General features: G+C 61.1%; 18 protein-coding genes. 5 read left to right on the top strand and 13 right to left on the bottom strand.

Annotated elements, in window-relative coordinates; genetic code table 11:
* Positions 1 to 89: 89 nt before the first annotated feature.
* The 3 genes from QLG12_RS03600 to tpx all read right to left on the bottom strand — a co-directional run bounded on the left by QLG12_RS03600 (position 90) and on the right by tpx (position 5,175).
* Positions 90 to 3,182, bottom strand: a complete 3,093-nt coding sequence (locus QLG12_RS03600) for an MdtB/MuxB family multidrug efflux RND transporter permease subunit (protein ID WP_039772386.1) — start codon at positions 3,180 to 3,182, stop codon at positions 90 to 92.
* Entirely contained in the window at positions 3,179 to 4,486 is a 1,308-nt protein-coding gene (locus tag QLG12_RS03595; protein WP_197868234.1) for an MdtA/MuxA family multidrug efflux RND transporter periplasmic adaptor subunit, read from the bottom strand. Before QLG12_RS03595 ends, QLG12_RS03600 begins: the two co-directional genes overlap by 4 nt.
* A 188-nt stretch (positions 4,487 to 4,674) precedes the next feature.
* A complete protein-coding gene (gene tpx, locus QLG12_RS03590; RefSeq protein WP_064381822.1) occupies positions 4,675 to 5,175 on the bottom strand; it encodes a thiol peroxidase in 501 nt (166 codons plus the stop codon).
* Between the two features lie 271 nt (positions 5,176 to 5,446).
* Here tpx and QLG12_RS03585 point away from each other — a divergent pair, with 271 nt between their 5' ends.
* The 3 genes from QLG12_RS03585 to QLG12_RS03575 all read left to right on the top strand — a co-directional run bounded on the left by QLG12_RS03585 (position 5,447) and on the right by QLG12_RS03575 (position 8,661).
* Complete coding sequence (locus tag QLG12_RS03585) at positions 5,447 to 5,872, top strand: YciI family protein (RefSeq protein ID WP_064381823.1); 426 nt, start codon at positions 5,447 to 5,449, stop codon at positions 5,870 to 5,872.
* Positions 5,873 to 6,022: 150 nt separating this feature from the next.
* Positions 6,023 to 7,669, top strand: a complete 1,647-nt coding sequence (locus QLG12_RS03580) for a J domain-containing protein (protein WP_197868236.1) — start codon at positions 6,023 to 6,025, stop codon at positions 7,667 to 7,669.
* A complete protein-coding gene (locus QLG12_RS03575) occupies positions 7,666 to 8,661 on the top strand; it encodes a DUF3829 domain-containing protein (protein WP_197868237.1) in 996 nt (331 codons plus the stop codon). Before QLG12_RS03580 ends, QLG12_RS03575 begins: the two co-directional genes overlap by 4 nt.
* A gap of 46 nt (positions 8,662 to 8,707) precedes the next feature.
* Here the strand turns inward: QLG12_RS03575 and QLG12_RS03570 are convergent, their stop codons facing one another.
* The 4 genes from QLG12_RS03570 to QLG12_RS03555 form a co-directional block, all read right to left on the bottom strand.
* Positions 8,708 to 9,379: a DUF3313 domain-containing protein gene (locus tag QLG12_RS03570; RefSeq protein WP_197868238.1), complete on the bottom strand. Its 672-nt coding sequence runs from the start codon at positions 9,377 to 9,379 to the stop codon at positions 8,708 to 8,710.
* 156 nt (positions 9,380 to 9,535) lie between these two features.
* Positions 9,536 to 10,510 carry a hypothetical protein gene (locus QLG12_RS03565; RefSeq protein WP_197868239.1) on the bottom strand — a complete coding sequence of 325 codons (975 nt, stop codon included), beginning with the start codon at positions 10,508 to 10,510 and terminating at the stop codon, positions 9,536 to 9,538.
* 129 nt (positions 10,511 to 10,639) lie between these two features.
* Positions 10,640 to 11,119, bottom strand: coding sequence for a DUF934 domain-containing protein (locus tag QLG12_RS03560; RefSeq protein WP_197868240.1), 480 nt, complete (start codon positions 11,117 to 11,119; stop codon positions 10,640 to 10,642).
* Entirely contained in the window at positions 11,116 to 12,789 is a 1,674-nt protein-coding gene (locus QLG12_RS03555; protein ID WP_282473926.1) for a nitrite/sulfite reductase, read from the bottom strand. Before QLG12_RS03555 ends, QLG12_RS03560 begins: the two co-directional genes overlap by 4 nt.
* Positions 12,790 to 13,074: 285 nt before the next feature.
* On the opposite strand from QLG12_RS03555, the gene ccoN reads away from it, so the two are divergent.
* Complete coding sequence (ccoN, locus tag QLG12_RS03550; protein WP_282473925.1) at positions 13,075 to 14,502, top strand: cytochrome-c oxidase, cbb3-type subunit I; 1,428 nt, start codon at positions 13,075 to 13,077, stop codon at positions 14,500 to 14,502.
* 15 nt (positions 14,503 to 14,517) lie between these two features.
* Positions 14,518 to 14,739, top strand: coding sequence for a hypothetical protein (locus tag QLG12_RS03545; RefSeq protein ID WP_011333930.1), 222 nt, complete (start codon positions 14,518 to 14,520; stop codon positions 14,737 to 14,739).
* 306 nt (positions 14,740 to 15,045) lie between these two features.
* Here the strand turns inward: QLG12_RS03545 and QLG12_RS03540 are convergent, their stop codons facing one another.
* From QLG12_RS03540 to QLG12_RS03515, 6 genes are all read right to left on the bottom strand, one after another.
* Complete coding sequence (locus tag QLG12_RS03540; protein ID WP_282473924.1) at positions 15,046 to 15,537, bottom strand: hypothetical protein; 492 nt, start codon at positions 15,535 to 15,537, stop codon at positions 15,046 to 15,048.
* Between the two features lie 116 nt (positions 15,538 to 15,653).
* A complete protein-coding gene (locus QLG12_RS03535; protein ID WP_275949902.1) occupies positions 15,654 to 15,776 on the bottom strand; it encodes a hypothetical protein in 123 nt (40 codons plus the stop codon).
* A 67-nt stretch (positions 15,777 to 15,843) separates the two neighbouring features.
* Complete coding sequence (locus QLG12_RS03530) at positions 15,844 to 16,821, bottom strand: LysR family transcriptional regulator (RefSeq protein ID WP_282473923.1); 978 nt, start codon at positions 16,819 to 16,821, stop codon at positions 15,844 to 15,846.
* 159 nt (positions 16,822 to 16,980) lie between these two features.
* Positions 16,981 to 17,928 (bottom strand): peptidylprolyl isomerase, encoded by a 948-nt coding sequence (locus QLG12_RS03525; protein ID WP_282473922.1) that lies wholly within the window; start codon positions 17,926 to 17,928, stop codon positions 16,981 to 16,983.
* Positions 17,925 to 18,392, bottom strand: a complete 468-nt coding sequence (locus QLG12_RS03520) for a YbjN domain-containing protein (RefSeq protein ID WP_085700718.1) — start codon at positions 18,390 to 18,392, stop codon at positions 17,925 to 17,927. Before QLG12_RS03520 ends, QLG12_RS03525 begins: the two co-directional genes overlap by 4 nt.
* Before the next feature lie 29 nt (positions 18,393 to 18,421).
* Complete coding sequence (locus QLG12_RS03515; RefSeq protein ID WP_282473921.1) at positions 18,422 to 19,051, bottom strand: DNA repair protein; 630 nt, start codon at positions 19,049 to 19,051, stop codon at positions 18,422 to 18,424.
* Positions 19,052 to 19,061 lie beyond the last annotated feature (10 nt).

Raw genomic sequence — 19,061 nt, 5'->3', positions numbered from 1 at the left:
CTGCAAGCCGCAAGCTGAAAACAAGCTTTCGGTACGCTCTTCTCTTGCAACTCGAAGCTTGACGCTTGCAGCTGTATTCACGTCGCCCTTCACGCAACCTCTCCTGTGCCGGACTTCGCCCAACGCCGTCCCAACCGATCAAAAGCCAGGTAAATCACGGGCGTCGTGAATAAGGTCAGCACCTGACTCACCAGCAACCCGCCGACCATCACCAGACCCAGCGGCTGACGCAATTCAGCGCCGGAACCGGTGGCCAGCATCAGCGGCACCGCGCCGAACAGCGCAGCCAGCGTGGTCATCAGAATCGGCCGGAAGCGCAACAGCGCCGCCTGATAGATCGCCTGCTCCGGCGCCATGCCCTGAGTGCGTTCGGCGTCGAGGGCGAAGTCGATCATCATGATCGCGTTCTTCTTCACGATACCGATCAGCAGGATGATGCCGATGATCGCGATCATGCCCAGATCATTGCCACTGAGCAGCAACGCCAGCAAGGCCCCGACCGCCGCCGACGGCAAGGTCGAGAGAATGGTGATCGGGTGAATGTAGCTCTCGTAGAGCACGCCGAGCACGATGTACATGGTCACCACCGCCGCCAGAATCAGCAGCAAGGTGCTCGACAGCGATGCCTGGAACGCTTCGGCGGCGCCCTGGAACTGGGTCTGCACGCCGATCGGCATGCCGATGTCCTTCTGCACCTGCTCGATGATGTCCACTGCATGCCCCAGCGCCACGCCGGGTGCGAGATTGAACGACATCATCACCGCCGGGAACTGGCCGATGTGGGTGATCGCCAGTTGCGCCTGCCGTTCCTCGACGTGGGCCAGGCTCGACAATCGCACCTGACCGCCGTCGGTGGTCTTGACGTGAATCTGATCCAGCGCCTGCGGACCGATCTTCTCCCCGGCCTGAGCCTGCAGCACCACGCGGTACTGGCTGGCCTGGGTATAGATGGTCGAGATCTGCCGCTGGCCGAACGCGTCGTACAGCGCATCGGTGATGTTCGACACCGACACGCCCAATCGTGAAGCGGCGTCGCGGTCGATCACCAGGAACACCTGCAAGCCCTTGTCCTGCAAGTCGCTGGCGACGTCGGTCAGTTCCGGGCGCTGGGCCAGGGCCTCGACCAGACGGCCGCTCCACAGGCTGAGCAATTCGGAATCCGGCGACGACATGCTGAACTGGTATTGGGTACGGCTGACGCGGTCTTCGATGGTCAAATCCTGCACCGGCTGCATGAACAGACGGATGCCGACAAGCTTGTCCAGTTGTGGTTGCAGGCGAGCAATCACTTCAGTCGCCGTCAGGTCACGCTGGCCATGGGGTTTGAGGTTGATCAGCAACCGACCGCTGTTGAGCGTGGCATTGTCGCCGTCGACACCGATGTAGGACGACAGGCTTTCCACCGCCGGATCTTCCAGAATCACCTTGGCCAGCGCCTGCTGACGCTCGCCCATGGCGGCAAAGGAAATCGACTGCGGCGCTTCGGAAATGCCCTGGATCACCCCGGTGTCCTGCACCGGGAAGAAGCCCTTGGGCACCACCATATAAAGGAACACGGTCAGGGCCAGTGTGCCGATGGCCACCAGCAGGGTCAGCGGCTGATGCTTGAGCACCCACTGCAACTTGCGGCCGTAAGCGGCAATCATCCAGTCAATGAACGCACCACTGGCGCGGTAGAAACGGCCCTGCTCATGTGCTTCCGGCTCGCGCTTGAGCAGACGCGCGCACATCATCGGCGTCAGGGTCAGCGAGACCACCAGAGAAATCAGGATCGCCACCGCCAGGGTGATGGCGAACTCACGGAACAACCGCCCCACCACGTCGGCCATGAACAGCAGCGGAATCAGAACCGCAATCAGCGACAGGGTCAGGGAGATCAGGGTGAAACCGATCTGCTTCGCACCCTTGAGCGCGGCCTGCATCGGACTGTCGCCTTCCTCGATGAAACGCGCGATGTTCTCCAGCATCACGATCGCATCGTCGACCACGAAACCGGTGGCGATGGTCAATGCCATCAGCGTCAGGTTGTTGACCGAGAAGCCAGCGAGGTACATCACGCCGAACGTACCGATCAGCGACAGCGGCACGGCCACCGACGGAATGATCGTCGCACTGGCGCGGCGCAGGAACAGGAACGTCACCATCACCACCAGCGCAATGGCGATCAGCAATTCATGTTGCACGTCGGTGACGGAAGCGCGGATGGTCTGGGTGCGGTCGGTCAGCACGACCACGTCGAGACCGGCCGGCAGGTTGTCAGTGATGCTCGGCAGCAGCGCCTTGATCCGGTCGACCACCTCGATCACGTTGGCGCCCGGCTGACGCTGGATGTTCAGCAGCACGGCCTGATTCTGGTTGGCCCACGCCGCCAGACGCTCGTTCTCGGCGCCGTCGACGATCTGCGCGACATCCTTGAGCCGCAGCGGCGCGCCGTTGGCGTAGGCCAGGATCAGGTTGGCGTAGTCCTTGGGCGACGTCAGCTGGTCGTTGGCGTCGAGCATCGACACTCGAGTCGGGCCGTCGAAGTTGCCCTTGGGCTGATTGACGTTGGACGCACTGATCAGCGTGCGCACGTCCGACAGGTTCAGACCGTTGGCCGCAAGCGCCTCCGGATTGACCTTGATCCGCACCGCCTGACGCTGGCCGCCGGCGATGCTGACCATGCCGACGCCGCTGATCTGGGCGATTTTCTGCGCCATGCGCGTATCGACCAGATCATTGAGTTTGGGCAGCAACATGGTTTTCGAGGTGATGGCCAGGGTCAGCACCGGGGTGTCCGCCGGGTTGACCTTGTTGTACACCGGCGGCGCCGGCAAGTCGGTCGGCAACAGGTTGGTCGCGGCGTTGATCGCGGCCTGCACCTGCTGCTCGGCGACGTCCATGTTGATGTCGAGGCTGAAACGCAAGGTCAGCACCGACGCTCCGCCGGAGCTGGTCGAGGCCATTTGCGTCAGGCCCGGCATCTGCCCGAACTGGCGTTCCAGCGGCGCGGTGACGGCGCTGGTCATGACGTCCGGACTGGCGCCCGGATACAGGGTCATGACCCGGATGGTCGGGTAATCGACCTGCGGCAACGCCGAAACCGGTAGCAGGCGATAGGCGATCAGACCTGCCAGCACGATGGCCAGCATGCTCAGCGTGGTGGCGACCGGACGGAGGATGAACAGACGCGAAATGTTCATGCGCCCTTCTTGGCCTTGTCAGTGACCGTGGCGTCAGGCGCGGTGGCGGCGGACTTGCCTTGCAGGTGTTCGGTCGGAGTAGTCGGCACATCCTTGCTCTCGTTGACCACTTCCACTTCGCTGCCTTCCTTCAGGCGGTCGGTGCCTTCCAGCACCACCCGGTCGCCGGCCGCGAGGCCTTCGGTGACCACCGTGTTTTCGCCGTCGCTGGCACCGATCTTCAACTGGCGGATGGTGACTTTCTTGTCGCCATCCAGCGCGTAGACGAAAGTGCCGTTGGTGCCGAACTGAATGGCCGCCGACGGCGCCAGCACCACACCTTTCAAGGTGTCGGCCAGCAGGTGAACGTTGACGAACTGGTTGGGGAACAGCGACTGATCGCGGTTTTCGTAGCGCGCCTTGAATTTCAGGGTGCCGGTGGTCACGTCGATCTGGTTGTCGAGGCTTTGCAGCACGCCAGTGGCCTGCAGTTTGGTGTCGCCGCGATCCCAGGCTTCGGCCGGCAGTTTGGCGCCGCTGCGATAGCGGGCGAGCACGGTGTCCAGACTGTTTTCCGGCAGGGTGAAGGCGACACTGATCGGTTGAGTTTGAGTGATGACCGCCAGGGAGGTCGTGTCGTTGGCCGCCACGAGGTTGCCGACGTCAAGTTGACGCAGACCGACGCGACCGGCAATCGGTGCACGGATCTTGGTGAATTCGAGATTGAGCTTGGCGTCGTTGACCGCCGCCTGATTGGTTTTCACGGTGCCGAGGTATTGGCCGACCAGCGCTTCGGCGGTGTCCAGCGTCTGCTTGGCGATGCTGTCTTCCTTGTACAGGCCGCGATAGCGCTCGACGTCGACCTGAGCGTTTTTCAATTGCGCCTGATTCTGCAGCAAGGTGCCTTCGGCCTGGAGCAAGGCGTTCTGGTACGGGCGCGGGTCGATCTCCGCCAGCAGGTCGCCGGCCTTGACCATCTGCCCTTCCTCGAAATAAATCTTCACCAGTTCGCCACCGACCCGGCTGCGCACATTGATGGTGTTGAGCGCTGTCACCGTGCCCAGCGCCTTGTAGTACAGCGGGAAGTCCCCGGTGACTGCCGGCGCCACGCGCACCGGAATCGGCCCCGCAGCGCCGCCGAAGCCCGGACGCATCATCCCCGAACGACCGGTGTGGCCGGCCTGCGCCTTCTCGCCGCCCTCCTTGTGGGTCGAACCGGCGGGCCAGAATTTCCAGCACAGTGCGGCAATGACCAGCAGGACAAGCAGGCTCAACAGCCAGCGACGGGAGTTTCGGGAAGACGATTGCATGGAGTGATTAACCATTGGGCGCGTGGGCTTCTTTTACGGGAGGCTGAACGATAAGCACTGGCCGGGATTTAGCAAAGCAGCTTTACCGGCAATTTACCTTCCACTTACGTTTCAAGGTGTGAGGCAAAACACTGATACACAAATGAAAACGGCCTGGACAGGGCCAGGCCGTTAACAATTGTAAAGCGCTTGTTTCAGAACACTTATTTCAATACAGCCAGTGCCGCATCGTAGTCAGGCTCTTCTGCAATTTCCTTGACCAGTTCGCTGTGCAGGACGTTGTCGTTTTCGTCCAGAACAACCACCGCACGGGCGGTCAGGCCTTTCAGCGGGCCGTCAGCGATGGCCACACCGTAGTTCTGAATGAACTCGGCGCCACGCAGGGTCGACAGGTTTTGTACGTTTTCCAGGCCTTCGGCACCGCAGAAGCGAGCCTGGGCGAACGGCAGGTCAGCCGAGATGCACAGCACCACGGTGTTGGCCAGTTCGTTGGCCTGGGCGTTGAACTTGCGCACGGAAGTGGCGCAGGTCGGGGTGTCGACGCTTGGGAAGATGTTCAGCACTTTGCGCTTGCCGGCGAAGTCTTTCAGGGTGACGTCGGACAGATTGCCGGCTACCAGGGAAAAGGCTGGCGCCTTGGAACCGGCTTGTGGCAGTTGGCCGTTGACTTGAACCGGGTTGCCTTTGAGCGTGACTTGAGCCATGAACGGAGTCCTTCTTAACGTTGTTGGGAAAGCATGCAAGAGGCGGAAGTTAACCACGAAATTGTCCGACGACCTATGCCTGAACCGAAATTGTCATGTGTTGGCACACAAAACTGGATACACGCTCTCCAGTGCCGGCCACAGCCGTGTGTCCAAAGGAAGTGAAGCTTGTGAAAGCGACAATCTGCGGCTTTTCTTTAACGACCTGTCGATTCAGACCCCGGCCGTTCGACTAAGCCATGAATCCTTCACTCACCTGCGGAGAAACACCATGCGCTTCATGATCATTGTCAAAGCCAGCCACGACTCCGAAGCCGGCGTGATGCCCAGCGAGCAACTGCTGACCGACATGGGCAACTACAACGAACAACTGGCCAAGGCCGGTATCCTGGTTTCAGCGGACGGCCTGCATCCCAGCAGCAAAGGCGCCCGCGTGCGCTTCAGTGGCGAAAACCGCAGCGTGATCGACGGCCCGTTTGCCGAAACCAAGGAGCTGATCGCCGGCTACTGGATCTGGGACGTGAAATCCAAAGAAGAAGCCATCGAATGGGTCAAGCGCTGCCCGAATCCCATGCCCGGCACTGAATCGGAAATCGAGATTCGCCAGGTGTTCAGCGCGGAAGATTTCGGCGCCGAGTTCACGCCGGAACTGCGAGAGCAGGAAGAACGCATACGCGAGCAAGCCAAAAAACACTGAGCCCCCCGAATCGAGAACGTGAGCATTTTCTGCATGGCCGAAGACGACTGAGCAAGACACGGGGACTTTTCGACGCGAAACAGGTAGGGTGCGCAACATCACAATGCCACCACTGGATCGCGTCGCGATTTTTATGGAGTTGTCATCGCAATGAGTTGCTGGACCGTCCTTGGCCTGTCGGCCGACGCCGATGTGCGCGCTATCAAACGCCAATATGCCGTCCTGCTCAAACAAACCCGCCCCGACGATGACCCCGAGGGTTTCCAACGGCTGCGCGATGCTTATGAGCAGGCGCTGGCGTACAAGGAATGGCAGCAGTATCACGAGCAGCATGAAGAACAAGCGCAGGAACAGGGCATCGAAGAATCCTGGGACCTGAGCGGCCTCACCGTGGTCGAGGTCGATGCCCTGCAACTGGCGACCCGTTCGCTGGACGGGCTCAGTGTTGAAGAGCTGAAACGTCGCCATACCGTCGCCCTCGAACAAGGCTGCGCGCATATCTTCGAGGACACTCTGCTGCATCACTGCATCGAGCACCCGGAATCCTCCGACACGCTGGTGGACTGGGCGGTGCCGACCTTTTTCTGGTTCAGCGCCTGGCAACGCCTGGAGCTCGATGAAGAATCGATCGAGCTGTTGCTGGCCCGGCAGCGCACGCGGATCACGCAACCGATGCGTGAAGCCCTCGAACAGGAAGACGTTGACGGATTCCTCCAGGCGTATGCCCGTTGTGCACATTTCAAATGGCTGACAATCGAACGACATCAGAAATGGTTCGACCATACCCTGAGCCATTTGCTGCTGGATGCGCCGGTCTGGTATCCCGAGGTTTTCGAACGGGTGCGCACCCATCAAGGCTGGCACGGCAGCACGGGGAATCCCTGCCCTGACGGTGAATGGCAACGCCTGCTGGCGCGAAAAAATGCGCCGCTGTACCTGGCGAGCCAGCAACAGTTGGCCATGGAACCGCCCGTCACCCCCGAACACCGCGCCGCCCGCCTGCTGCTGGGCACCGGCTCGTTCAGCGCCCGCCGTGCACTCGCCCGCCGCCTGCGCGAAGAAGACTGGGCGCAGTGCCGGAAACTGAGTTCAGAACTGTACGCCAATCACCCAAATGTCTGCGCACAGATGCCCGGCGGCACAGCGTTTTTCTGGCGTGACTGGGAACTGAGCTTCAATGACTGGCCGACCTACGTGGGCGTGGTGCTGGCCTGTCTGATCGGCGCGTTCACCCATTACATTCCGCTGGGCGTGCGCCTCAGCGGGCTGATCAATATCGTCATGATCTCGACCGTGGTGTTCGGCGTGATCGTGGCCGGGCTCAATTGGCTGGTACACAACGTTGCCCATCGCGTATGGCGGCTGGATGACCGGCTCAGCGCTGGCCTCTGCCCGCGCTTGCTCAAAGACTCGCCGCCATTCGGCGTGCTGCGCGACCTCGTGCCCGCCGCACTGATGGTGGTCGGGCTCGGCTGGTTTTTCGGCCCGATTGCCGGCGGGGTGTACGCCGCGACCCTGGCGGCCTTCGGACTTGTGCGCCGCTGGCAGTCCAGGCCCCGGGTGTCCTGGGAAGAGAGCCGTCCGGCCATGAAGGTCGGCGTGACGATCTTCGGCATTCTGGTGCTGGCCCTCGTGCTCGGCGTATTCAAAGTGGTCGCCAGCCAAGGCACGGTCAATCGCAATCAGGGCCTGCAACCCTGGACCGAACGCCTGTGCAGCCGCTTGCCGGCGACTACCCCCGAATGCAGCGCACCGGCCACCGTTGAGCAGTGGTACGGCAAGGAGGCCCGCCCATGAGCTCAAGAATGATGTTTTGCCTCGGTATTTTCTTCGCGCTGGTGGTGATGGCGCTGACGAGTGCGAGCCGCCCTTTCCTGCAGCTCGATCTCTGGCTGGACGAGCGCGATGCGCCGATCACCGCCCAGGCCAATGCGCTGAGCCCGGTGATCGCCTGCATCAACCGGATCGACGTGCAATGGCGAGTGGCCTACGACCGTTACAAGCATCCCCAGCCACGTCCACCGGTCGATGAACGATGGTTCGCCAGCCTGAGCGATTTCGAGGACAGTGACGCGCTCAACGTGCGAGACATCCAGCGCGATGTCTGCTCCCAAGGTTTTACCGAAAAACTCGAACTGCTGGCTTATCAACCCGAGCTGGCGCAAGTAGCCAATGAATATGCGTTGGCGCTGAATCGTGTGACGACAACGCTTCCGCCTCAACGGTTTTACCGGGAAGCGAGCTTCATCTCCTCATCGCAACAGCCGTCCGCTGAAGAAAAGGCAATGATCGAGCGCGTCTCGCAGGATTACGCCAGTGCCTCGACACGCCTCAGGCAAGCCCTCCTGCCGCTGGACGCCGCGCAGCGGCCCGAACAGCTCAGGCTGCTGGAAGCACGCCAGGGCCGGGACGTTCATTGGTATTTGCTGGCCTATATGATCCAGGCCCGGGAAACTGTCGATGTGCTCGAAGCGGCCATGAAAAACCGCACGCTGACCCCGCAATTGCTGGCGGACACCACCGCGAAGCTGCAACAGGCCTGGAATCGTCGGGAGCCCTTCCTGAGCTCGCAAACGAGCGGTTTCCAGAACAAGACCGATGCTGCACGGGACCTGTGGTTGTACATTGGCAAGCCCGGGACCGAATACCTCGACGCGCTGAATACCCTGCAAAAGGACTGGCGGAATCACGCCGAGCCAAAACGGCTGAGTGATGATTTCTACGCCATCAACCGCCGCTACGATGGACTGCTCAGCTACTACAACCGCCGAGCCAGAGCCGAGTTCTGATGACAGCCAGCCGGATCGCCCGCCATGAGCGATCCGGCAGCCAGCCTTACTTGGCCTTTAGCTTGAGGTAGGACTGATGCAGGTCCGACGCCCAGCCGTCGATCACGCTTTTCACGTCATCGGCCTTCATCACCTGCGAATCGTTTTCCAGCGGTTTGCCAGTGCCCTTGCGCACCACCTGCGCCGCCACCTTGTTGGTGCCGCCATCGAGGAACACCGCTTCGGTCGCCAGCGTGGTCTCCTGATCGCGACTGCCGCTGGCGGTGCTGACCGCTGCCGCCACCAACGCCACCGGAATCACTTCATAGGCATGCAGGCCTTCGGCCTTGCTGCTGACGGCGGTGATGGCCGCACGCACCACAATCACGCCCGGCCCGGGGCCTGAGGCCAGCGGCAGGGATTTGCCCATTTCACGCTTGAGCGCCTGATCGTAGTAGCTGGTGATGCCGTTGAGGGTCTGCTGGGGAATCTTTACGGTGGGTTGTGGTTTGGGATAGAGCTGGGTCGGTTCGACGTAGAAGCTGGTGAATTTGCCGATGTCGACTTTCGGGTCGATCCAGCGCATCACTTCGGCCCCCGACGGGGATTTGGCCTCCCTGAGCTGGCTGTAGTCCTTGAGGAAGCCTGAGTACTCGTCGGGTGCGACGGTTTTGCTGGAGCAACCCACCACGCCCAGCGTAGCAATGCACAGGGTGCTCATCATTACGGCTAGCTTCATGCTGTAACTCCTGTCGGAAGGCCGAATTTATTGCGTCGGGGGAGTTACAGGTATAGCTAAATTCGCGCCGTTTGCGACTAGAAACCACAACATCGCACAACAGCTGGTCCGGACCTTGGAAAGGTCCGGACCAGCACAGGTGTTCAAGGCTTGCGACTACCAGCTCGAAGTCTCACCACTTCTCAACGCCATCTCCCGCCGGCTGTTGGCCCGCATCGCCTTGATCAGCGACACCGTCCCCACCAGCAAAATCGCCGCACCGAACAGAAAATCAATGTTGTACAGCTGGAAATCCTGCACCGGCCCCACCAGCACCGTGCGCACCACGCCGATTCCCACCAGCGTGGCGAGGAAGTCGATCCCCGGTTCATCGCGGTAGAACACCAGCAGCAACGGCAGGCACAGCACCAGCAGCATCAACAGCACCACAACCTTGAACGAGCCCTTGCGCTCGACGCTGAACGCGCATTCGTGGGGGCCGTAGGCCTTGTAGTCCTCGTCGCGGATCATCGAGTTTTTCTCGTTGATGTAATCGGCGCGGTTGTATTTCTGGATCGGCATGAAGGTGTTGGACATCTCCATCAGCGTGGTGATGTTCTTGAAGCGCAGGTCGATGCGCTCGCTGCCCTTGAGGTAATACAGCACCGGTTTGTAGCCGTAGCGATAGGTGTCGAAGGGAAATTCGGTGACCCGGCCCTGGACGCTGATCGGCCGCGATTCGAGTTCGGCGAAGGCGCTCTTGTCGGTCGAGGCGAGGTTGCGGCTCAGGGGCAGGACTTTCACCTGTTCGAGGAAGATCGGCGTGACGCCAAACGACCACTGCAACGGCTCCAGGCGCAGACGCAGTTCGTTGCGGCCCAGGTCATAGCGGTTGAACGTGCGCTCGGAGACCACCACCGCGCCGCTGAGCATGAACTCGCCGCGCAGGTTGTTGGTGATGCGCAGAGTCAGTTGATCCTTGCCCAGCAGCGCCGCTTCGGTGTTTGGCGGCGTGCCGCACCACGCGGTGCTTTCGCCCACGCCACCGAGCTGACCGCCCCGGTTTTCGTTGAACACATAGATGTAACCGGCCCACAGCGTCACCATCAACAGCAACGCGGTGAGGCCCAGAATTTTTTTGCCCGGACTCACTGCTCAGACTCCCTTCTTCGTTCCGTCGTCCAGCCGAAAACCCGCTGGCGACGGGGACTCTACCAAAAGGCCACCATCGACCCAAGGAAAAATCCCCGATTCATCAGGGTTCTAAGGGTTTCCCCTGCATCACCTACGCCGGAACAACGGTCGCGGCTCGATCACCGAGCGCCCGTACAACACGCTCATCCCGGCCAGGCCCTTGAGCGCATCCTCGGCGGATTTGTCTTCGCGTACGGCGAAGCTGTCGAAACCGCACTGGCGCATGTGGCTGAGCTGGTCGCGCAGCACATCGCCGATGGCGCGCAACTCGCCTTTCCAGCCGAAACGACTGCGCAGCAGATAGGCCTGGCTGTAGGCGCGGCCGTCGCGAAAGCTCGGGAAGTCGAGGGCGATCAGCGGCAGCGACGCCAGCCACGGCAGCAGGCTTTCGACGCCATCGTCCGGGCCCAGCCAGACCGCGTGAGTCGAGGGTGATTCGAGCCAGTGGGCCAGCGGCAGAATCAACATTTCAGTGCTGTCAGCCGTTTCGGGCGAGCGGATCAGCGTCCACGGATCATCCAGCACGATCCGCGCCCCGCTCGTCTCCATTCGCAGCAGATTGTTCATGCCGACACCTCCAGCGCTTTCGGGTAGACCCGCTCCTTGAACGGCTCCAGACCAATGCGCGCCACGGTATCGACGAACAACTCTTCGGCCTCGCGATAACGGACGAAGGTGCCGATGATCCGCTCGATCACCTGCGGCACTTCGGCGGCGCTGAACGACGGGCCGATGACCTTGCCCAGTGCGCTGTTCTTGCCCTGCGCGCCGCCAAGGGTGATCTGGTACCACTCGCTGCCGTTCTTATCGACGCCGAGAATCCCGATATTGCCAATGTGATGGTGGCCGCAGGCGTTCATGCAGCCGGAGATGTTCAGGCTGATGTCGCCCAGATCATGCAGGTAATCGAGGTTGTCGAAACGCGCCTGAATCGCCTGGGCAATCGGGATCGACTTGGCATTGGCCAGCGCACAGAAATCACCGCCGGGGCAGGCAATGATGTCGGTCAGCAGACCGACGTTGGCGGCGCCCAGCCCCTGCTCTTTCGCCTGCTGCCACAGCGCGAACAGCTCGGACTTGGGTACATCCGGCAGGACGATGTTCTGCTCGTGGGCGATGCGGATTTCACCAAAACCGAAACGCTCGGACCAGTCGGCCATGGCCTGCATCTGCGCATCGGTCACGTCCCCCGGCGGTGACGCCAGGCCCGGTTTGGTCGACAGCACCACGCTGGTGTAGCCCGGCACTTTATGCGGTTGCACGTTGCGCGCGACCCAACGGGCGAACGCCGGGTTCTCCGCCAGATGCGTACCGTAATCCAGATCGGTGCCCGCCAGCGTGCGGTAGCTCGGCGGCACAAAAGCACTGGCGACGCGCTGGTATTCATCCTCGGTCAGTTGCGCCGGACCGTCCTTGAGGTGGTGCCATTCCTCTTCGACCTCTTTGGCGAACGCCTCGATGCCCAGCGCCTTGACCAGAATCTTGATCCGCGCCTTGTACTTGTTGTCGCGCCGGCCGTGGCGGTTGTAGACCCGCAACACCGCCTCGACATAGGACAGCAAGTGTTGCCAAGGCAGGCCATCGCGAATTTGCAGACCGAGAATCGGCGTACGCCCCAGACCGCCGCCGACGATCACCCGCAGCAGCATCTGGCCGTCGCGACCGGGGTAAAGGTAGAGGCCGATGTCGTGCATCATGATCGCCGCGCGATCCTGCTTCGCCGAGCAGATGGCGATCTTGAACTTGCGCGGCAGGAACAGGAATTCCGGGTTGATCGTTGACCATTGCCGCAGGATCTCGGCCAGCGGACGCGGGTCGATCAGCTCGTCTGCCGCGACCCCGGCGAAGGCTTCGGTGGTAATGTTGCGCACGCAGTTGCCCGAGGTCTGGATCGCATGCATGTTGACCTGCGCCAGACGTTCGAGAATGTCCGGCACCTCGTGCAGTTCGATCCAGTTGAACTGCATGTTCTGCCGCGTGGTGAAGTGGCCGTAGCCACGGTCGTAGTCACTGGCAATGCTCGCCAGTGTGCGCATCTGCCCGGCGCTCAGCGTGCCGTAGGGAATCGCCACCCGCAGCATGTAGGCGTGCTTTTGCATGTACAGGCCGTTTTGCAGGCGCAGCGGCAGAAACTCTTCTTCGCTCAACTCCCCGGCCATGAAGCGCTCGACCTGATCGCGAAACTGCGCAACGCGCTCGAACACCAGCGCCCGGTCGTAATCATCGTATTGATACATGCAGCGGCTACCTCATCAGTTTTGATCACGGTCAAAACTGTGGGAGCAAGCCCGCTCCCACAGGATTTTTTACGACTATGGACGAGCGGCGCAGCACGCAACAGATTCACCTGAAACCATAAAAACCGTATCAGGGCGCGGCAGATGGCCGCAGGCAGCGCCCTGATCTGATCCGCATAAATGAACAATTCCTGAGCCTGTTTTGTTTCCGGTGGGGTTTCTACAGTGCAGCTCGTGCCAGACCGGGTGGCCTGGCAAGACTTTGCAACCGTGGATGAACTGACCATGAGCACAGCAACAATCGGACAGGCTTATAACTACAAGGTCGTCCGCCAATTCGTCATCGCGACTGTTTTCTGGGGTGTCGTGGGCATGGCGATGGGGGTATGGATCGCCTCGCAACTAGTATGGCCGGAGATGAATCTGGACCTGCCATGGACAACTTTCGGCCGCTTGCGACCGCTGCACACCAGCCTTGTGATTTTCGGTTTCGCCGGCAGCGCGCAATTCGCCGCCAGTTACTACGCCGTGCAGCGTACCTGCCAGGTGCGGCTGTACTCGGACAAACTTGCGGTCTTCACCTTCTGGGGCTGGCAATCGGTGATCGTGATCATGCTGGTCACCTTGCCGATGGGCTACACCACGACCAAGGAATACGCCGAGATCGAATTCTCCGGCGCCGTTTGGATGGCGGTGGTCTGGGTCGCGTACGCCATCGTGTTCTTCACCACGGTGGTGCAACGCAAGACCAAGCACATCTATGTCGGCAACTGGTTCTTCGGCGCGTTCATCCTGGTGATTGCCATGCTGCACGTGGTCAATCACCTGTCGATTCCGGTGGACTGGTTCAAGTCCTATCCGGTGTATTCCGGCGCTACCGATGCAATGGTGCAGTGGTGGTACGGGCACAACGCGGTGGGCTTCTTCCTGACCACCGGATTCCTCGGGATGATGTATTACTTCGTGCCCAAACAAGTGAATCGGCCGGTGTATTCGTACCGGTTGTCGATCGTGCATTTTTGGGCGCTGATTACCCTGTACATCTGGGCCGGCCCCCACCATTTGCACTACACCGCGTTGCCGGACTGGGCACAGTCGCTGGGCATGGCGATGTCGCTGATCCTGCTGGCGCCGAGCTGGGGCGGGATGATCAACGGGATGATGACCCTGTCCGGCGCGTGGCATAAATTGCGCACCGACCCGATCCTGCGTTTCCTGGTGTTGTCGCTGGCGTTTTACGGCATGTCGACCTTCGAAGGCCCGATGATGGCGATCAAGACCGTCAACGCCCTCTCCCACTACACCGACTGGACCATCGGCCATGTACACGCCGGCGCGCTCGGCTGGGTGGCGATGATCACCTTCGGCGCCACCTATCACATGGTGCCCAAGGTCTTTGGCCGCGAGCGGATGCACAGCACGCCGCTGATCAACCTGCACTTCTGGCTGGCGACCATCGGCACGGTGTTGTACATCGCCTCGATGTGGGTCAACGGGATTACCCAGGGCTTGATGTGGCGGGCGATCAACGAGGACGGCACGCTGACCTACTCGTTCGTCGAAGCGTTGCAGGCCAGTCATCCGGGGTTTGTCGTGCGGTTTGCCGGCGGGGTGTTCTTCCTCAGCGGCATGTTGCTGATGGCCTATAACGTGTGGCGCACGGTGCGGGTGGCGGATGTTGCGATTGCCCACCGTGAAGCGCAGATCGCCTGATCGAGGGAGTCGGTCATGTTCGATATTTTCTTGAATGTGTTGGGTGTGGTGTTTCTGTGGCTGGCGGTCGAGTATTGCTTGCGCCATGAGACGAGCGAGAGCCTGGATGAGGCGAGTCTGACGCCATTTGCCGATGATCCGGAGGTGGCTCGGCGGGTTGAGATGGCTACCGGTAAAACCGTGAAAGCGGTGGCGCCGGAGGTGGCGAAGCCGGGGTGGGTCAATCTTGAGATGTGAGGTGTGTCAGCCGAGCGGCCCTCACCCTAGCCCTCCCGAAACGTCGGACCGCCCATAGGGAGAGGGAACTGACCGAGTCGTTTATCCGAGATACATCGACCTGAAATATCGAGCCGAACTCAAATACTGAAAAGCCCCCGATCTGCTCCCTCTCCGTCGAACTCAAGATTGAAAACAACGAAGATCGGCTCCCTTTCCGCCGAGCTCAAAATTGAAAACAACGCAGATCTGCTCCCTTTCCCCCTCGCCCCCTTGGGGGAGAGGGTTGGGCGGGCGGCGTTCCGATGAGGGGGTAGGCTTTTGATCTTAGGTGCGGTCTCGAGGAATCAGGCTCTGCAATTGCTGTGCGAGGAAATTCGCGTCGAAGGCAAAGGTATCCGGATCCTTCAACCCATTGGTCTTGCGCCACTGCCAATCACCATTGGGCAACCCCACCAACGAAACACTCCCGTAGCGCGCCGCCGTCAACCCCATCACCGCCAGCGAAATCTGCCCGCCGCTGCCCATCACATCCGGCACGAACTCCACCGGTTTGCCGGCGATCACGATGCTTAGTTTTTCAGTCTTGAAGGTCGAGGTCTCAACCGGGGTGCTCGGCCCGAACGCCACATACGCCTCGCGACTCACCTCCAGCAAACCCGGCGCCTGCACCGGTTCCAGCCATTGCTGAATCTTTCCGAACAACTCGGTAATCCGTGTAGCCCAGGTCGCCGATTGCGTCTCGAACAGTTGCTTCTTGTGCGCTTCGCTGTCGGCATAGTGGCGAAGCATTTCGCCCAGTTGCTGTACGTCGTCCATTGCGGTGTTCCTTCAAGGAAGCGGTGCTGCGGACTCCGAGCATGGCAGATGCCGATGACGGCCGTGCAAGTCATTTGCCTGCACGGTCGCCACTTCGGCCATGGACTGACAAAAGGTCAGCGCTTGCGCAAACGCGCCATGCTCAAGGTGTCGACCCATTGCCCGTCACGCACGGTGACGCCTTCGAGGTGGAACTCGTTGAAGCGCTCGAGATGAATGGCGGGGTTGTGCTCAGGCATGAAAGATCCCTCCTGGATCAGTGCGTGGCCGGTCACTGTAAACCGGCGCAACTGATCCTGGCGAGGCTTACTCGAACCACTCCTGCCGCTCATTGAAAGTGCGTTGAATCAACTCAACCAACGTCCGCACCTCGCCAACCTCCTGCGATTCACTGTTCACCGCCAACCAAGCCTGCAACCGCATCGCCTCGTCAAACAACCCCGGCAACGCCACCAGCCCGCGATCAAAGCGGCTCATGTACATCGGCAGCAATCCGATACACGCGCTGCAGCGGATCATCTCCAGCATGAGCTCATAGGATTGCATCTGCACCACGCCAGCCAGGCGTTGTTCTACCAGATTGTTCCAAGGCCGGAAGCTGTCGATCTGCCGGTCGTGCTGCCATTGCACCAACATGAAATCGGCGAGGTCGTCCGGGCTCTCCGGGCGGGCAGTCACGCGGGAGTAGCGTTTGGCAATGTGTGGCTGATACTCCAGTTGCGCGAGGCGTTGCGGTTCGCTGGTGGCGAAGGTCGGGCCGGGGTGCGGGGTGTCGCCGTGGGCGAGCCACAGCACGATGTCGGCGCTGACGGCGCGCAGGGCCAGCTCGCTGTCGAGGGCGATGATCTCAAGGCGCACGCTGGCGTTGCGGCGCAGCAGTGCGATGAGGTCGCGGCCGAGGATGTCGTGCAGGATCGATTCGGCGACGGCCAGCCTGATCAGCGGTTGCTCGATCACCGGCAGTTGACGTTCGTGGGCCAAGGCAACCAGTTGCGCCTGCAATTGCTGGCCTTCGCGGGTCAGGCTCAAGGCGCTTCCCTGAAAGCTGAACAGCGCGCATTGCAGTTGCTGTTCGAGTTGCGCCAGTTGTTTACGCAGCAAAGTCGAGCGCACGTTGAGGCTGCGGGCGGCCTGCATGAAGCAACCGCAGCGGGCGCTGACCAGAAAGTATTGGGCGACGTCGCCGTCGAGGGTCGCCGCTTGCGCCAGCCAGGGCTCTTCCTTATCCCGGGGCCAGCGGAAATCAGCGCTGCTCGGTCGTGCTGCGGGTTCGGTGAATGACATCGATGACTCCCTGTCGATCTTTGTTGTTTGCCTTTGCACACATTCCCTGTGGGAGCTGGCTTGCCAGCGATGCGCCCGGCAGATCCAACATATTTGGTGACTGACACACAGCCATCGCTGGCAAGCCAGCTCCCACAGGGGTTCAGAGGTGAGTCTGAATTACAGCTTTTCCTCCAGCACCTTGTTGAGCTCAGCCCCGTCAATGCTCAGCGTCGCGGTGTTGAGCATGCCGTCCAGATAGGCCTGGGCGATCTGTTCCTGACGCTGTGCCCGCAAGGCCTGGGTCAGTTGATCGCGCAACTCGTCGAGGGTCGCGGTGCGGGCCGGTTGTTGCTCAGTGAGTTTGATCACGTGGAAACCGGCGCTGCTTTGAACCGGATCGGAAACCGCGCCAACCTTGAGCCGCGCCACCGCACCGCGAACTTCCGGCACCAGCTGCTGTAACGGTTGCAGGCCGGTATCGCCGCCGCGTTCGGCAGTCAGCCGATCCTGGGAAAACTCTTTGGCCAGTGCTGCAAAGTCCGCCGGGGTCGCCTGGGCTTTCTTGCTCAGCTCCGTGGCCTGTTTGCGCACGGTTTCAAGATTCTGCGGCTCATTCACCCCAAGGAAGATCTGGCTGACCCGATACAGCGCCGGCGTCTGCCAGTTGGCCTTGCCCGCGTCATACGCCTGCTGCAACTCGGCAGCGCTCGGGTAATCCGCCGGCACTTTACTCACCGACTGCAAATAGTCGCGGAACACGATCTGTTCGGTGGCGGCACGAGTCTGCCGCACCACGTCCGGGCGCTGCGCCCAGCCCTGGGCGTCGGCCTGTTCCAGCACGGCTTTTTCGGCCAGGCGTGAACGAATCCAGCGTTCCAGCGCCTCACGATTGCCACGCAGTTGCTCGCGAGTCTGTGGCGGTACGGCCGCCAGCAGCGCCTGCAATTCCTCCGGCGTGACCTGCTGATTGCCCAGCCGCGCCACCGCCGGCCCGGCATTGGCGCCCACGACCGGCGCCGGTTGCTGGGCGGCGACCGGGTCATTGCCCGGCCGCACCACCAGCGCCACGGCCACCACCAACAGCGCCACCGCAGCGGCGCTGATTACCATGGCAGGCTTTGTCACAGCGCGACTTCCTCTTGCTCAACCTTTGGAGCCTGGGCGGCAGCAGCGTTCTGGGTGAAATCACGCAGATACACGATGAACTCCTGAAGCAGGCGATCCCACAATTCCAGGTTGCCGCGCAGGTGATCGTTGCTGACACCCGCAGCCACCACCACGTCCATTTCCATCACCAGAAACTCGCCCTGCAACGACAACCGGGCAAACCGGCGGGTCGCGTTCCACTGCTCGGCCACACCCGCCGGCAATTCACCCTGTACCCGCAGCGCACAGCTGAAGGTGAAGTCGACGTAACTGCCCTGCTCCGCCACCGCCGGGTTACCGAAACGCACGGCGTAACCGATGCCCTGACTGGCGCTGAGCAACTGCACGATACCGTTCTGTTCGGTCTGGTTGACGCGGTAACCGGCGGCTTGCAGCACGTCGGTCAGGGATTGCGGGGATACGTGGGAGATCAATTGAGTCATTACTTCTTCCTTGTCCATGAGTCTTTTAATCAGTGCGCAATCGCGGCTTGCGGCGCATCGAATTGAGTCTTGTACAGTTCGTCGCCAAAGCCCTGAGCCAGCTCATCGAACTTGACCCGGGCACTGCCGGCGAAGGGCTGACGGATCTTCATCACCTCGGCCACATCAATGTTTTCGTAGGCGGTGAGAATCTGCTTGGCCACGCCATACATCTGCTGATTCTTGACCGAACATTGCTGCACTTGTGTGTCACGTTCAGTCAATTGCGCTTGAAGCTTAGACCGTTCTGCCTCTTTGGCACGGGCCATGACCAACAGCTCTTCGTAGGCCTTCTTGAACTTGCCGGTCTGCTCGTTGCTGGCCGCGACTTGCGCCTGGGCCTGGCTGTGCAGGCTTTGCTGCTGCCCGGCCAGTTGCACGACAAGGCCTTTGGCCTTGGCCAGTTCGGCGGTCAATTGCTTGATTTGTGCCTGCGCAGCCTTGGCTTCGTTCTGCGCCGCCAGTTGCGCGGCGCTGGCCTGGGCCTGTTGGCTTTGCAGGGTTTGCAGCTGTTGGGTGGTGCTGCGCAATTGCGTGCGCAGGCGTTCTTCCATGCCTTCGGCGCTCGCCCCGGTGGCGATCAACATCCCGAGCCCAAGCCATAAAAAGCGGATTTTCATAACCCTCTCC

The organism is Pseudomonas sp. V88_4 (assembly GCF_029967985.1).
In the GTDB taxonomy this organism is placed as follows: Bacteria; Pseudomonadota; Gammaproteobacteria; order Pseudomonadales; family Pseudomonadaceae; genus Aquipseudomonas; species Aquipseudomonas glycinae.
The sequence above is the reverse complement of the archived record's forward strand: the minus strand, read 5'-3'. Positions and strand labels throughout refer to the sequence as shown.

What these genes read in the sequence shown, in the direction of transcription:
- QLG12_RS03545 (WP_011333930.1), top strand. Translation starts at nt 14,518, where the DNA reads ATGTTCGATATTTTCTTGAATGTGTTGGGTGTGGTGTTTCTGTGGCTG.
- QLG12_RS03530 (WP_282473923.1), bottom strand. Translation starts at nt 16,821, where the DNA reads ATGTCATTCACCGAACCCGCAGCACGACCGAGCAGCGCTGATTTCCGC.
- QLG12_RS03555 (WP_282473926.1), bottom strand. Translation starts at nt 12,789, where the DNA reads ATGTATCAATACGATGATTACGACCGGGCGCTGGTGTTCGAGCGCGTT.
- QLG12_RS03520 (WP_085700718.1), bottom strand. Translation starts at nt 18,392, where the DNA reads ATGACTCAATTGATCTCCCACGTATCCCCGCAATCCCTGACCGACGTG.
- QLG12_RS03515 (WP_282473921.1), bottom strand. Translation starts at nt 19,051, where the DNA reads ATGAAAATCCGCTTTTTATGGCTTGGGCTCGGGATGTTGATCGCCACC.
- QLG12_RS03560 (WP_197868240.1), bottom strand. Translation starts at nt 11,119, where the DNA reads ATGAACAATCTGCTGCGAATGGAGACGAGCGGGGCGCGGATCGTGCTG.
- QLG12_RS03570 (WP_197868238.1), bottom strand. Translation starts at nt 9,379, where the DNA reads ATGAAGCTAGCCGTAATGATGAGCACCCTGTGCATTGCTACGCTGGGC.
- QLG12_RS03585 (WP_064381823.1), top strand. Translation starts at nt 5,447, where the DNA reads ATGCGCTTCATGATCATTGTCAAAGCCAGCCACGACTCCGAAGCCGGC.
- tpx (WP_064381822.1), bottom strand. Translation starts at nt 5,175, where the DNA reads ATGGCTCAAGTCACGCTCAAAGGCAACCCGGTTCAAGTCAACGGCCAA.
- QLG12_RS03595 (WP_197868234.1), bottom strand. Translation starts at nt 4,486, where the DNA reads ATGGTTAATCACTCCATGCAATCGTCTTCCCGAAACTCCCGTCGCTGG.
- QLG12_RS03580 (WP_197868236.1), top strand. Translation starts at nt 6,023, where the DNA reads ATGAGTTGCTGGACCGTCCTTGGCCTGTCGGCCGACGCCGATGTGCGC.
- QLG12_RS03600 (WP_039772386.1), bottom strand. Translation starts at nt 3,182, where the DNA reads ATGAACATTTCGCGTCTGTTCATCCTCCGTCCGGTCGCCACCACGCTG.
- ccoN (WP_282473925.1), top strand. Translation starts at nt 13,075, where the DNA reads ATGAGCACAGCAACAATCGGACAGGCTTATAACTACAAGGTCGTCCGC.
- QLG12_RS03540 (WP_282473924.1), bottom strand. Translation starts at nt 15,537, where the DNA reads ATGGACGACGTACAGCAACTGGGCGAAATGCTTCGCCACTATGCCGAC.
- QLG12_RS03575 (WP_197868237.1), top strand. Translation starts at nt 7,666, where the DNA reads ATGAGCTCAAGAATGATGTTTTGCCTCGGTATTTTCTTCGCGCTGGTG.
- QLG12_RS03535 (WP_275949902.1), bottom strand. Translation starts at nt 15,776, where the DNA reads ATGCCTGAGCACAACCCCGCCATTCATCTCGAGCGCTTCAACGAGTTC.